A 15,085-nucleotide genomic window follows, 5' to 3' on the forward strand; every position below is an offset into this window, starting at 1 on the left:
TTCCTTGTTACTATCATTATAAATCATCTTTATCAATGTGGCAAGAACATTTTATTCCGCTTCTGCATCCATCGGGTTACTTAGGTTGATTTCTGGGTGTTTCTGCTGAAACCAACGGAGGGCAAATTCATTTTCAAACAGAAATAATGGCTGATCGTAACGGTCCTTCACAAGCTGACTGCGTTGGCTCGATAATGATTCATCAAATTTATCATTTTCAATCCATCTCGCTATTTTTGATCCAATTGCTTCCATCGACACTTCAGAATTGTATTCATTTTTCATTCGATGCTCAAATACTTCAAACTGAAGCTGCCCGACTGCCCCTAAAATATAATCTTCCATTCGATATGTTTTATAAAGCTGAATCGCTCCTTCTTGCACAAGCTGTTGTACACCTTTATGAAAGCTTTTTTGTTTCATCACGTTTTTCGGCGAGACCCTGACGAATAATTCGGGAGTAAACTGGGGCAGTTTTTCAAACTGAATGTTATCTTTCCCAGCAAATAATGTGTCACCAATTTGATATGTTCCTGTGTCGTACAATCCAATAATATCTCCGCTAACTGCCGCATTGACAGTCGTCCGGTCATCAGCTAAAAATTGAGTCGATTGCGAAAGCTTCATCTGTTTTCCTGTTCGAGCAAGCGTTACACTCATTCCCCGTTCAAACGCCCCCGAGCAAATTCGTAAAAAGGCAATCCGATCGCGGTGAGCGGGATTCATATTCGCTTGAATTTTAAAAATAAATCCAGAAAATTCTTCAGCCGCAGGATCAATTTCTCCATCACTCGCTTGTCGCGGCTGTGGCGCGGGTGCAAACTCTAAGTACGTTTCCAAAAAAGTTTGAACTCCAAAATTCGTTAAGGCACTTCCAAAAAATACAGGCGTCAACATGCCATTATTGATTTTTTCTTCGGAAAACTGATTGCCCGCCTCATCTAAAAGCAAAATTTCCTCTAATGCCTGTGTGTATAAAGCCGATTCTTTTAACGAATGATCCCCAACGATTTCACCGTCATCATCAAGTGCTAAGAAACGATTTTCTTCCTCCACTCGGAATTGCTCAATTCGTCGATGATGGCGATCATAAATTCCATAAAATTCTTTTCCCATTCCAATCGGCCAATTCATGGGATATGATTCAATCCCTAACACTTCTTCAAGCTCAGCAAGCAAATCCAATGGCGGTCTTCCTTGCCTGTCCAATTTATTAATAAAGGTAAAAATAGGAATACCCCTCATTTTACAAACCTTGAATAACTTCAATGTTTGTTCTTCAATCCCTTTGGCTGAATCAATAATCATCACCGCGCTATCAACAGCCATTAACGTTCGATACGTATCCTCACTGAAGTCTTGATGTCCCGGCGTATCGAGAATATTGATTCGATATCCATCAAAATCAAATTGCATTACGGAAGATGTAACTGAAATCCCCCGCTGCTTTTCAATTTCCATCCAATCGGACGTTGCATATTTTCCTGTTTTTTTCCCTTTGACTGTTCCTGCATCACGAATCGCTCCACCAAATAAAAGCAGCTTTTCCGTAATCGTCGTCTTCCCCGCGTCGGGGTGGGAAATAATTGCAAACGTTCGTCTTGATTCCACTTCTGTTTTTAATGTTTGTGCCATCACTCATATTCCTTCCATCTTTCAGTCTTTTTCTATCATATTCCTAGATGTGTTCGATAGCAATAAAAAAATGTATAGATCCTTATATAGCGGGCAATGAATCTGTCTAGCTTAGACGACTAAGAAGCTCGAACGGCAAAGCTCTTCCTTATGGACATGATTTCGGTTAATCTCCGGAATGCAAGCGATTAGATTCGGCCTTATAGACTTGATTGCGATTAAATGCCTTAAAGCTGAGGATTAGAAGATGCCTAAGAGACCCGATTTCGATAAATGTTAGGGAGCTGTCCATTAGAACATGCGCCTAATGGACTTAATTTCGTTAAATGCCATGTGCATGGACATTAGAACTCGCCTAATCGACTCTTTTACGATTTAACGCTATGTACTTGGACATTAGAACTTGCCTAATCGACTCTTTTACGATTTAACGCCATGTACTTGGACATTAGAACTTGCCTAATCGACTCTTTTACGATTTAACGCCATGTACTTGGACATTAGAACTCACCTAATCGACTCTTTTACGATTTAACGCCATGTACTTGGACATTAGAACTCGCCTAATCGACTCTTTTACGATGAAATGCCATGTACTTGGACATTAGAACTCACCTAATCGACTCTTTTACGATTTAACGCCATGTATCTGGCCATTAGAACTTGCCTAATCGACTCTTTTACGATTTAACGCCTTGTACTTGGACATTAGAACTCACCTAATCGACTCTTTTACGATTTAACGCCATGTAAATGGACATTAGAACTCGCCTAATCGACTCTTTCACGATTTAACGCCTTGTACTTGGACATTAGAACTCACCTAATCGACTCTTTTACGATTTAACGCCATGTACTTGGACATTAGAACTCGCCTAATCGACGCTTTTACGATTAAATGCCATGTACTTGGACATTAGAACTCACCTAATCGACGCTTTTACGATTTAACGACTTGTACATGGACATTAGAACTTGCCAAAGAAACTAGATTTTGATCAGTGGCAAAAAACTGCCCCTTAAATTAGATTATTAACAGAAACCTCTTAAATTTGCTGCTCTTGAACTATCGGCTTCAAAATCTAGACGTAAATTATTTAAATTCCTACAAGCTAATAACTAGTTTGTATTTTCCTAACGCATACATCAAATGACTAATGGAGATTGGATATAAGCGATTAATAATTTTTCTGTATTCATTAAAGATGATTCATGTGTTCTTTCAAATGCATGTGATGATTCAATCCCAGGTCCGATCAGGCCATGAACAATATCATGCCCTGCTTTAATCGCGGCGGATGCATCTGAACCGTAATATGGATAAATATCAACGCGATAATCGATCTTATTTTCCCTTGCTAAATTGACGAAATGCTTACGCAAACCATAATGGTAAGGTCCACTTGAGTCTTTCGCACAAATGGAGACGGTGTATTCATCGGATGATTGACCTTCCCCAATCGCTCCCATATCAACTGCGACATACTCAACCGTTTCAGTTGGAATATTAGAGTTGCCCCCATAACCAATTTCTTCATTATTTGAAATTAAAAAATGAGTCGTATATGGAAGCTCAATTCCTTCCTCCTGAATCCATTTAATGATTCGCAGCAAGATCGCCGTACTCGCCTTATCATCAAGGTGACGTGATTTAATAAAACCACTCGCAGTCAATTGAACGCGCGGGTCAAAAGAGACAAAGTCGCCAACATTAATGCCTAACATCCTCGTTTCCTCTGCATTCGTTGTCTTTTCATCAATCCGAACTTCGATATTTTCGTCATTTCTTTTTGCCTCACCGGCGTCTTTATAAACGTGGACAGACGTTTGCTTCATTAAAATCGTGCCCGAATACGTATGGCCCGTTTCCGTTTCAATCGTACAGTACTCTCCTTCGACCGCATTCCAACGAAAGCCGCCAATCATCGAAAGCTTCAATCGTCCGTTCGGTTTAATTTCTTTTACCATTGCTCCTAATGTATCGACATGTGCAGTAAGCATTCGGTGTTTTTCATTATTTTTTCCAGGGATCGTAATGAGCAGTCCACCTTTGTGATTCCTTTTCATTTCAATGTTAAGCCCTTTCAAATATTGCGCACAAAATTCGATGACCTTATTTGTATTGCCAGTGGGACTCGGTATCGAAACGAGCTCTTTGATTAACATGACAATTTCCTTCAAATGTGTTGTATACTTCATAAGTGGACACCCTTTCGTACATTTATTTTTTCTTGAAATCATCATAACATGTGAGGTGAATTTTTCATTGCAAAAACATTCATTTTTATTAGAGGCAAAATGGCCAGGCGGAAGAAATAGCGTCGGAACGATCGATGCAGGAAATTTAAAAACAGAAGTGTCGATTCCACCAGAGATGGATGGGCCTGGAGTTGGAACAAACCCAGATGAAATGCTGCTCGGGGCTGCTGCCACTTGTTACATTATTACACTTGCGGCGATGCTTGAGCGTGCATCGATTCCCGTCAAGACACTAACAATGCAATCTGAAGGGATTGTAGAAGTCGAAAACGGCGTCATTACATATAAAGAGATTATTCACCGTCCCACTCTACAATTGGTTGAGAAAGCAGATGAGAAAAAGGCAGCAGTGTTGGCAAAAAAAGCGGAATCAAGTTGTATGATCTCGCGAGCGCTTGCCGGTAATGTTGTGATTGGGCTTGAACCTCAAATTTATAGCTAAATTTTTATTAAAGGCATTTTCAAACAATTATTTTCTCCCTATATGTGATTTTTATAAACCTCTAAAAAAGCGATGGAACATTAAATGCTGTTCCATCGCTTTTAGGTAATCATTGATTTTTTTTATCAATTGTCTCGTTAATCTTTTTATTGCCCTCGTCGACGTAGTCCCTCCATTGTTGGTTACCGCTATCGACGCTTTCTCTCCAAGCTTGATTCCCTGTATCAACAGCATATCGCCATTTTGCATCACTATAGTCAACGATCATCGAAAACATTTGAAAGACTGGATGACCATGATCTTTGAATCGTTCCTTTAAATAGTTTTGGGCGGTTTTCATTCGTTCCTTTTCTCGGTTGCTTTTTTCTTTCATACTTTCTTTTGTACTAAAAGCTAATTCTTTCTTTTCTTCTTTAATTTCGAAGGCCTTTGATTTTCCTTCTTCTTTCCATTCCAGCCATTTTTCCTGGATTTCCTCATATTGTGCTCTCATATATTTTTTTAGATCGAGTTCTGAATTCACGTAAGTAAATTCTCCCTTACCCGCTGTCGCCACTTCTTTCAGCAGTTTCTGTCCTGCATCATCATCTACGTCAAAGCCGATAATATTCACAACAGTCTCAATATCTGCTGCAACTAACTCTTCAGCCGCTTTTACTGGGTCACCGTCACATGTTTCGATTCCATCACTAACAACATAGACAACGACATCATCGGCACCCTCAGGGATGTCTTCTTTCACTGTCTCCAAGCCAAGAGCGATCGGCGTCCAACCCGCTGGTTTTACTTGATCAAGTGATTGCTGAAACTCTTGCTTGTCAAAATTGCCATTATAAAGATTCTCCGAACTGCTGCACGATAATTGTTTATCCGCATCGCTTCCGCTTCCTTTATGACCATAGACACGCATAGAAATGGTCGCATCTTCGGGCACTTGTTCAGCAAACTCCATAACAGCTGCTTTGGCAGCCTCCATCCTTGTCTTATTACCAGATGCCGCCTTCATACTCCCACTCGCATCAATTAAAATAGCATAATGGGCGGTTTTTAATGTTGGTGAATTTACCGTTTCATCAGGTCGGTCAATGTTCACCTCGACACTGGAATCAAAGCTCACAAGAGTTTCCATTTCTTCATGATAATCTTCGGATAGCAAATAGATCATTTCTTCCAAGTACTGTTCTTTCGTTAAATCATCTGGTAATTGTTCAAGTGCTTCATTCACCTTATTTTCGTCATACTGGTCACCACTATAAATGCCCGGATAGCGCAATAATTCCTTTTCTATATCCGTTAATTCACGATTTGCATTATGTATCTCATAATACTTAATTTCTTTTGGCTCATACCCTGTTTCTTCCTGTATTTCTTCAGTTTCTTTTTGTTCAGAAGGCTCTGCCTCAGACTTAACTGATTCATTGTCTTTTGATGAACATGCTGCGAGTAAAATTAACATGATGATGATCCCAAATAAACGTTTATTCAATTCGACTCTCCTTCAATCACTTTTTCCTCATCATATCTCAATTTCCTTTCTCCTTGAAGGTGTCGAAATTCCTATTTCATGCGGTTTCTCCTATATCTATATAACTAGTCCATCGAATTTTAAATCTTGCTACCCGCCCCCAGAAAGTGAAGTATCTAAAGCGTCAATCAATATACATGAACAAACAAAAGTGTCCAAAATGTCAATTTCTCAGACTTTTGGACACTGTGTCATTATTTTCTATACACAAGCAACTCCTCATTTAGTTGCTTCGTAGATTTGTACACATCTTGATATAACTTGAATAATTGCTTATATTTTTGAACATTTTCCTCATTTGGTTTATACGATTCCGTAATCGAAAGGAAGGCGTCTGCACATTCCTGCAATGAAGCAAACCAGCCAGAGCCAAATGCCGCAAGCATCGCAGCCCCCATTCCAGGTCCTTGCTCACTTGCAAGCTTAACAATTTTCACGTTAAAAATATCAGCTTGCATTTGCAGCCAATGCTCATTTTTTGCACCGCCGCCAATCGATACAACTGTATCAATATTCTTACCGTTTTCTCTGAAAATTTCGATCGACTCATTTAATGAGAACGTAATTCCTTCTAGAACAGCACGGACAAAATCTTTTCGTTCATGAGAAGCATCCATGCCGATAAAGCTTGCACGAATCGCGGAATCTGCATGTGGCGTTCTCTCTCCTACTAGATACGGGGTGAAAAGTAAACCATTCGCCCCCACTGGTACATCTTCGATTCCTTCAAGTAACGTATCGAAATCAATTTCTTCTGCAAAGACATCCTTAAACCAGCTTAAACTATATCCAGCTGCTAACGTAACCCCCATCGTATAAAATCCATCCGCTTCACCATGGTTGAAATAATGGACTTTACCGGCAAAATCTTGATCGCCTCTCGCTTCATAGGAAAGAACAACACCAGACGTGCCAATGCTGCACATCGTATTTCCTTCAGATAGAATCCCTGATCCAATCGCACCACAAGCATTATCTGCTCCACCCGCAAACACTTTGACTGTTTTAAACAATCCCGTTTGTTCTGCTATTTCATTCGTAATCGTTCCAGTCTGTTCATGAGATGCAACGAGTGGCGGACAAAGTTCAATATTGATACCGAGCAGCTCACACATATCCTTGCTCCACTTTTTCCCTGCTACATCAAGCAGCAGCGTGCCAGCCGCATCTGAATATTCACTATGCAAAAGCCCTGTTAAACGGTAGCGCAAGTAATCCTTTGGTAACAAAAAGATCGCCGATTTTTCAAACACTTCCGGCTCATGTTCTTTCACCCAAAGCAGCTTTGGTAAAGTAAATCCTTCTAATGCCGGATTTTTAGTAATCTCCAGCAGTTTCTCTTTGCCGACGACTCTTTCAATCTCTCTGCATTGCTTCGTCGTTCTCGTATCATTCCAAAGAATCGCATTTCTTAACACTTGATGATCGTGATCAAGCAGCACTAAACCGTGCATCTGTCCAGAAAAACTCATCCCTTCGATGGCTTCAATATTACCTTCAAATTGATCAACAAGCTCTGCTAAACCAGCGATCGTTTTCTCTACCCATTCCTCTGGATTTTGTTCACTATATCCCGATTTTTCTTGAATGAGCGGGTATGATTTAGAGACCTCCTGGCAAACCTCTCCTTTTTGATTCATAAGTAAAATTTTTACCGCACTTGTCCCTAGGTCGACTCCAATTACATATTTCACAAATGCTCACCTTCTTTTAGAATAATGGAAAAAAGGTGCTGGAAAGATGAACGTTCCCAGCACATGATGATCATTAACCTTGATTCGCTAATGTTTCTAATAAATATTGATTTACAATTGCTTTTAGACGCTCTTGTCTACCGGAAATATTTTTAATTTCTCCTAATTGCAATGCATACGCTTCAAGCTTATGGAAATCTGTACGTCCTTCCACAATATCAAGACCAATACCTTCAGTGAAGCTTTTGTATCTTTCAGCAATGAAATCTTCTAATACGCGGTCTTCAAGTAATTTATGCGCTACTTTTAGGCCAATTGCAAAGCTGTCCATTCCAGCAATATGTGCGTGGAATAAATCTTCAGGCTCAAACGAACCTCTGCGCACTTTTGCATCAAAGTTTAGTCCACCTTTTCCTAGTCCACCGTTTTGTAAAATTTCATACATTGCTAGAGTTGTAGAATACAAGTCTGTCGGGAATTCATCAGTATCCCAGCCAAGCAATGTATCCCCTTGGTTCGCATCAACCGATCCAAGCATGCCATTGATTCTAGCGACACGCAGCTCATGTTCAAATGTATGCCCCGCTAGCGTAGCATGGTTCGCTTCAATATTAAATTTAAAATGCTCGTCAAGACCGTAGCTCTTTAGGAAAGCGATTCCAGTTGCAACATCAAAATCATATTGATGTTTTGTCGGCTCTTTCGGCTTTGGTTCAATTAAGAATGGACCATCAAAACCAATTTCTTTTGCATAATCAACAGCCATATGGAAGAAGCGTGCTAAGTTATCTTGTTCTAGCTTCATATCTGTATTTAATAGCGTTTCGTAGCCTTCACGTCCACCCCAGAATACATAGTTTTCTGCGCCAAGCTCTTTCGCTGTTTCCAATCCTTTTTTCACCTTTGCTGCTGCGAATGCATATACATCTGCATTGCTTGATGTCGCTGCACCGTGAACGTATCTTGGATGCGTAAACATATTTGCTGTGTTCCAAAGCAATTTCGTTTTACTATCTTTCATATAATCTTTGATCATTGCTGTAATCACATCAAGATTTTCATACGTCTCTTTCAACGTATCTGCTTCAGGAGCAATATCAGAATCGTGGAAACAGAAAAATGGAACATTTAATTTTTCGAATAACTCGAATGCAGCCTCAACACGTGCTTTTGCTAAATCCATACCTTGGTATTTGTCCCACGGACGCAACATTGTTCCAACTCCGAAAGGATCAGTTCCATTCGCAGTAAATGTATGCCAGTAAGCAACGGAAAATCGTAAAAGCTCCTCCATTGTTTGTCCATTTACAATTTCCTCTGGATTATAATACTTAAACGCAAACGGATTTTTAGAACGTGCACCTTCATATTGAATTTTACTCACATTTTCAAAATAAGCCATAATGAATGCCTCCTCATAATTTTTGATGACGTTTTCATTGTCTGAAAAAAGTATACCACAACAAAACTTTCTTTGTCCATTGGATAAACAAAGTTTATTTTTATGATAAAATATTGGATAATAAGTTCATACATATATAAGGAGTAGAAAATCATGAATGTCACATGGAATCAACAGGTTGTGAAAAAAGAAAATAAAACGCTCGTCTTGCAAATCATTCGAAATCATGAGGAAATCTCTCGAGCCGATATTGCTCAACGTTCTGGCTTGAATAAAGGAACCGTATCATCGTTAGTTGCCGAATTATTGGAGGAACAGCTCGTGCTTGAGAAAGGCCCTGGTGTTTCAAGCGGTGGCAGGCGTCCTGTCATGCTAACGTTCAATCATGCAGCTGGTCATTCAATTGGGATTGATCTCGGAGTTAATTATATTCATGCCGTATTAACCGATTTAAGTGGCACAATGATCATGGAGCATTCTAATGCATATACATCCTCTTCGATTGAACAAACGATGGATATCGTGAAAGAACATATTCGTAAATTAAAAGAAAGCGCCCCACCAACTCCGTACGGAATTACTGGAATTGGCATTGGTGTACCCGGCTTAATTGATAAGGATAGCGCCGTCTTACTGGCGCCAAACCTCGGCTGGAAAAACTCTTCGATTCGAAAAGAAATTGAAGCGGCTTTTGACATTCCTGTTATCGTTGAAAATGAAGCGAATGCCGGCGCATATGGGGAGAAAGTATTTGGTTCAGGCAAGGATATTGAAAATCTCGTCTATATTAGTAGTGGAATTGGGATCGGAACAGGTATTATTATTAATGGAGAGCTTTATAAAGGAGTTAGTGGCTTTTCAGGAGAATTTGGTCATATGACCATCGATGTAAATGGAGAAACTTGCAGATGTGGCAATATCGGTTGTTGGGAATTGTATGCATCTGAACAATATCTTCAGCGAAAAAATCCCACTCAATTAATGATTGATGATCATTTTCTTGATCACTTAATTGATAGTGCAAAACAAAATGATCCGAAAATCATCGAATTGTTCGAGCAAACAGCCAATTATTTAGGCGTTGGCATCGTGAATATCATTCATGCAATGAACCCGCAGCAACTCATTATTGGCAATCGACTTTCTGCCGCTAAACAATGGATGGAGCCGATTATTCAAGAATATGTTCAAAAGCATGCACTTACTTCACATATGAATCATATTCAAATTACTTTTTCCACCCCTTCATTTCCGGCTACGGCCCTTGGAATGGCGGCATTTTCATTTGAAAGCTTTTTAAGGGAAAGAATGGCGATCATTTAAAAAGAGGCGGTTTACGGAAGGCGCTGAAAATGATGGATTGTTGATTTTGTATTCGGCACTCACTCATTTAAATTTGATGTCTTAATAAAACAGTAAAAAAGTTACACGCCCCGCTTTAAATAAGGATTTTATACTTCTTTATTTTGGTTTGTTAAATCGTTTAACAAAATTTTTACTCCGTTGATTTCCGTTCCAGGCGAACGCTTTCCGGGGGGCGTGCCGGTGAGCCTCCTTGGTCGCTTTGCGCCTTGCGGGACCTCACCTATCACTCTCTCAATCCCTCAGGTCGTCTCCCTTCACTCCAATCAACTAAGGATGCTTCTGTTCAAAAGTCATTGACTTAAATAATGTAAAATCTTAACTCATTTCCGTGAAATACTTTCAATATAAATTCCCCATCTGGAACTTTTAGAAATTCATAAGATGATAGGAATTTTGAGTTAGCTAAAATAGCCTCATCGTGATTTCCAGTAATCATTGATATATCATTTTTCGAAAAAATATTTAAAACTTCATTTGTATCTGGTCCTACAATAAATATGTTCTATTTATTGTCTTTTATCAATCTCACTTAATGCAGAGACGTTTCCGTTCTTGCTCCCTTCATTTTTAAATATATTTGGTATTGTACATAAAGAAAAAACAGACTAAATCGCTACGGGAAATAGTCTGCTAATCACTACTCTAATTTAATTGTCTCCCCCTTATTGGAATTGGTTACAATTTATGCCTCGTTTTTTCCTAGTTCTTCACTTTCCATCTTCTCCTTGCTTTCTTCCTCACGCAATTCTAGTTTTGTAAATGCCAGGTTCGCTCCCCAGGAGATTGCGTAGGCGTAGATACTCACTCCAAACACAGGGATTAGTCCTGGTATTTTCATCATAATAAAATAAACAGCAAAACAAGCTACTCCCATCATAATTGTGACGAATGGAAACATGATCATTATAAAAAACGAATTTTTAAACACTTGAAACAGCCGTACATCGTAATGAACAAAAACAGGAAATAAATACATCAGAACAAGTCCAAAAATAAATAACACGGAAACGAGTGGGAGATGAAAAAATCGGACAAAATCACTTGGGCTTGATTTAATAAATTGGAAATCAATATAAAGTACATAAACGATCAACACAATAATAAGCCCTAATAGATTACTTTTAATAAATTCTTTTTTATATGAAGCCCAAAACGTTTTAAAAACTGGAATATCAGGCTCTCCTCTTACCCATTTGCGCATGACGGCGAACATCGCTGCCGTCGACGGAAAAAATCCGAAAACAATTAATCCAGGAATAAGGAATACAAGCCATAATATATTAATATAGAAAAAGCGCCAAATCCATTCGGATATTCGATAAAATCCTCCCATGATGCCACCCATTTGCATGATGATGCCCCCTAGATTGTGATTAGTCCATTATACTATATTACTATCCTTATTTTCAGCACATTCTGACAAAACACATTCTATTTTTCTTCTACCATATAGGATAGGAAGGTTGAAACATTTGCTTCATTTTTCGTATTTCCTGGTATGCATAATACAACATTCTCATCATAAATTGCGTTTTCAAATAATTTTATCGCTGAGGCATGAATTCCCGTTACTCTTTCATCTTCTGACATATATATTTGATCATCTTGATAAGGCAATGCTTGTGCTCCGCTTAGCTCTTTAATATCCAAAAGATTCCCTTCGAGATTCATTTCATCGAAGAAGCTTTTCTCGACGAGTAATACATCAATAAATCCTCCGGCAAGTTCAGCTGCCATTTTCTGCAATCCTACTTGCATTTGTGGGTCGATGTTAGTTGTAGAGAAAGGAACAGCTTGAATGCTAATCTCATACTTATCCCGTTCTTTCTCATTTAGAAGTTCGACATTTATCTTCTCCGTTATATCCTCAATTTTTGCCGTGTCCATTTTTTCCCCGACGATCATAATATTCAGCATGACATCCTTTTTATTAATGATTCCATTTATCGTCGTTGAAGCGATTACAACTAATACAATGACGCCGATCATATGGAATTTATAATAATGCCATATATAGTTTACTCTTTCTTTTCCACTCATTGGTGCCAAAATCTCTTTTAAGCTTTTCTTCATTCATTCCACTACTTTCTTATGCTTTTTAAACAATGATCTAACTCTATTTTAGCCTATATTTCAGCTCATAGACAGATGCTATTTTTAGAAAAGATGAAAATTCTACTAAATAACAAAATATAGACTCAAAGGAGCCGTCATTCGACGATCTTTTGAGTCTATTTTGTCATTTACGCATTTTCATATTTTTCTCGTAAAAATGCAATACTATCATCGATGTACGGTTCTGTTGTGCTTTCCATCAAGAAATTAATTTGAGGCTTGATTGGCTTAATTAACTTCATCACGAAATCATAGTTTAATAGGCCTTTACCGACCGCAGTAAATTCAAGCTTACCATTTTCGATAACGAAATCTTTGGCGTGAACGATTGCAATTCGATCGCCGAATAGATCAATCGCCTCTTCGATAATTCCCTCTTGATTTTCATACGTTTCGGCAGTAAGTAAATTCACTGGATCGAAAATAACTTGTAAATTATTCGAGTCAACAAGGTCTAACAATCTTCTCATTAGTTTTGGTGTGTATAAAGGATGATTCACGCCTGCTTCAATTCCGACAATGACACCGAATTTTTCCGCTTCAGCAACAAGCTCCTTTACACTTTCGACAACATCAAGGAATGGTTTTTCATGAAAGTTATCAACCGTGTAACCCATTTTGGCATTTACATTTCCAGTCTCTGTTCCGACAATGCTGCATCCGAAATCTCTTGCATAGCGGATATGCTCTTTAAAGCGATCAAGTGCTTTTTGACGCTCCTCCAAATCAGGGTGAATCATATTTATGTAACAACCTAGTACGGCAATTTGAATGTCATGCTTTCGAAATGCTTTTCCAATATGATGAGCAAAACCTGGCGATAAACTGCCTAGGCTCGTATTTAAATCTGGAAACGATTTCCCAAGTGCTAGCTGCACAGCCGATAATCCTTTACTAGCTACTTCCTCAACAAGCTCTTCCAGTGGACGATTTGAAATATCATGTGCTCTAATTCCTAAATTCAACTTTTATCACCTTTCTTTATATCGCTACTTCTATCAATCTGTAATCCGCTTACATTATATCATATACAAATGCCATGAGCCCCGAAAAGGACACATGGCACGGGATTGTCATTAATTCAAATAAAATACTTGTTTAAGAGCTAATGAAACTGGACTATGATCCTCATTTGTCTTCATTAATGGCGCCATATATTTCCACCATCTTTGACATACATCTGTTTCAGCCATTCGTTCCCATTTTTCTTCGCTTTCAATTTCAACATAAGCGAATAGCTGTCCTGTTTTTTCATCTAAAAAAATCGAGTAATGATGTGCGCCATGTGCTTTTAATTCAGCAGCCATTTCTGGCCAAAGTTCATTATGGCGCTTTTCATATTCTTCATATGCATGTTTATGAACATACATAATCGAAGCTTTTCGAATCATGTTTGCCTCTCCCTTTAAATATTGAAGTATAAATACTCGACTAATGCAAGAATCGCCATCGATTGTCCATAAGGCATAGCTGTAACGGGAATTTCTTTATAAAACTCCAATGTTTCACCCATCGCGGTTCCTGCGGAAACATGCTGAAGCTCTCCTATTTCATTAATATTGTCAATTACAGCTTGGACCGCTTTCATGCCCATTGGCAAATAATTTGTACTTACATAACGTTGGCGAACTGCCTTTAATGTTCCAAAGCCAAAGCCTGCTGTACAAGAGGCTTCTACATACGATGTTGGATCTAGTAATAATGTATGCCATAACCCATTTTCATTTTGACATTTTTCAAGTGCTTCTAGCTGACGATCAAGTGTGTCAACGAGTACTTGACGAACAGCATCATCCTCATGAAGGTCAACTAAATCTAAAAACTCAGGAATCGCAATCGTTATCCATGCATTCCCTCGCCCCCATAAAGCTTCAGCAAAATTATGATTTCCTTCAAATGTCCAGCCATGAAACCATAATCCCGTTTTTTTATCGAATAAATATTTAATATGAATGATAAATTGCCTTTTTGCTTCCTCTACATATTCTTGCTTATTAAGCAAAAGACCGATTTTTGCCAACGGCAGCACACTCATCATTAATGTGTCATCCCATAGCTGCCCATTATTTTCCGACCCAAAAACGATATGTTGAAATCCTCCATCCTTTGTTCTTGGCATATCATGATAAAGCCAATCACCCCACGTTTCTAAATAGGGCAAATACGTAGGATTGTTCGTCTCCTCGTATAAATACGCTAATGTTAACATTTGTACCATCGTATTTACATTTTTCTCAACAGGAGGTTCTTGGAATTGGCGTTCAAACCAATCAATGATCATCGCCAACACGTTTTCATTCTTTGTTAATTTATAATATTTCATCATGCCATAAAGTCCAACGCCTGCTGTCCATTCCCAATAATGAAAGCTTTTGTTATCTATGAATCTCCCATCTGCAAGCGGGATTGCATATTTGCCATCTGGATCATTCAAATTAACTAGATTGTTGATAAGCAATTCAATTGTCGCTTCAATTTTTTGCCTTTGCATTTGATGTCTCTCCTTTTCAATGTAGGTATTGACTTCCGCTTCAGGCGGACGCGGCGTGCGATGAGCCTCGGGCCAACAGATGTTGGTCACGAAGCCATTGCCATACGATGTGGCGTCTCACGTTTACCGCATCTCCCGCTGGAGCCGCCTTCCGCTC

Annotated in this window: 12 protein-coding genes; 2 read left to right on the forward strand and 10 right to left on the reverse strand. The window is 38.8% G+C overall.

What is annotated here, in order from left to right; all coding sequences use genetic code 11:
• Positions 1-51: 51 nt before the first annotated feature.
• A complete protein-coding gene (locus KHA95_RS07065; RefSeq protein WP_213136772.1) occupies positions 52-1,635 on the reverse strand; it encodes a peptide chain release factor 3 in 1,584 nt (527 codons plus the stop codon).
• A gap of 1,146 nt (positions 1,636-2,781) precedes the next feature.
• Positions 2,782-3,834, reverse strand: a complete 1,053-nt coding sequence (locus tag KHA95_RS07070; protein WP_213136773.1) for a M42 family metallopeptidase — start codon at positions 3,832-3,834, stop codon at positions 2,782-2,784.
• A 67-nt stretch (positions 3,835-3,901) separates the two neighbouring features.
• Here KHA95_RS07070 and KHA95_RS07075 point away from each other — a divergent pair, with 67 nt between their 5' ends.
• The gene (locus KHA95_RS07075) at positions 3,902-4,336 is read left to right on the forward strand and encodes an SACOL1771 family peroxiredoxin (protein ID WP_213136774.1); all 435 of its coding nucleotides are present in this window, start codon (positions 3,902-3,904) and stop codon (positions 4,334-4,336) included.
• A gap of 109 nt (positions 4,337-4,445) precedes the next feature.
• Here the strand turns inward: KHA95_RS07075 and KHA95_RS07080 are convergent, their stop codons facing one another.
• The 3 genes from KHA95_RS07080 to xylA all read right to left on the reverse strand — a co-directional run bounded on the left by KHA95_RS07080 (position 4,446) and on the right by xylA (position 8,957).
• Positions 4,446-5,822 (reverse strand): VWA domain-containing protein, encoded by a 1,377-nt coding sequence (locus tag KHA95_RS07080; protein WP_213136775.1) that lies wholly within the window; start codon positions 5,820-5,822, stop codon positions 4,446-4,448.
• Positions 5,823-6,055: 233 nt separating this feature from the next.
• The gene (xylB, locus tag KHA95_RS07085) at positions 6,056-7,555 is read right to left on the reverse strand and encodes a xylulokinase (RefSeq protein WP_213136776.1); all 1,500 of its coding nucleotides are present in this window, start codon (positions 7,553-7,555) and stop codon (positions 6,056-6,058) included.
• A gap of 73 nt (positions 7,556-7,628) precedes the next feature.
• The gene (gene xylA, locus KHA95_RS07090) at positions 7,629-8,957 is read right to left on the reverse strand and encodes a xylose isomerase (protein ID WP_213136777.1); all 1,329 of its coding nucleotides are present in this window, start codon (positions 8,955-8,957) and stop codon (positions 7,629-7,631) included.
• 153 nt (positions 8,958-9,110) lie between these two features.
• On the opposite strand from xylA, the gene KHA95_RS07095 reads away from it, so the two are divergent.
• The gene (locus KHA95_RS07095; protein WP_213136778.1) at positions 9,111-10,280 is read left to right on the forward strand and encodes an ROK family transcriptional regulator; all 1,170 of its coding nucleotides are present in this window, start codon (positions 9,111-9,113) and stop codon (positions 10,278-10,280) included.
• A 724-nt stretch (positions 10,281-11,004) separates the two neighbouring features.
• Here the strand turns inward: KHA95_RS07095 and KHA95_RS07100 are convergent.
• From KHA95_RS07100 to bglB, 5 genes are all read right to left on the reverse strand, one after another.
• Entirely contained in the window at positions 11,005-11,673 is a 669-nt protein-coding gene (locus KHA95_RS07100) for a YesL family protein (protein WP_213136779.1), read from the reverse strand.
• Positions 11,674-11,753: 80 nt separating this feature from the next.
• On the reverse strand, positions 11,754-12,395 hold the full coding sequence (locus KHA95_RS07105; protein WP_213136780.1) for a hypothetical protein: 642 nt from the start codon (positions 12,393-12,395) through the stop codon (positions 11,754-11,756).
• 170 nt (positions 12,396-12,565) lie between these two features.
• Complete coding sequence (locus KHA95_RS07110) at positions 12,566-13,402, reverse strand: sugar phosphate isomerase/epimerase family protein (RefSeq protein WP_213136781.1); 837 nt, start codon at positions 13,400-13,402, stop codon at positions 12,566-12,568.
• 111 nt (positions 13,403-13,513) lie between these two features.
• Complete coding sequence (rhaM, locus tag KHA95_RS07115) at positions 13,514-13,828, reverse strand: L-rhamnose mutarotase (RefSeq protein WP_213136782.1); 315 nt, start codon at positions 13,826-13,828, stop codon at positions 13,514-13,516.
• A 14-nt stretch (positions 13,829-13,842) separates the two neighbouring features.
• Positions 13,843-14,928, reverse strand: a complete 1,086-nt coding sequence (gene bglB, locus KHA95_RS07120) for a beta-galactosidase BglB (protein WP_213136783.1) — start codon at positions 14,926-14,928, stop codon at positions 13,843-13,845.
• Between the last annotated feature and the right edge of the window lie 157 nt (positions 14,929-15,085).

Origin of the sequence: Bacillus sp. FJAT-50079 (assembly GCF_018343515.1) — a bacterium.
GTDB lineage: Bacteria > Bacillota > Bacilli > Bacillales > Bacillaceae_C > Lederbergia.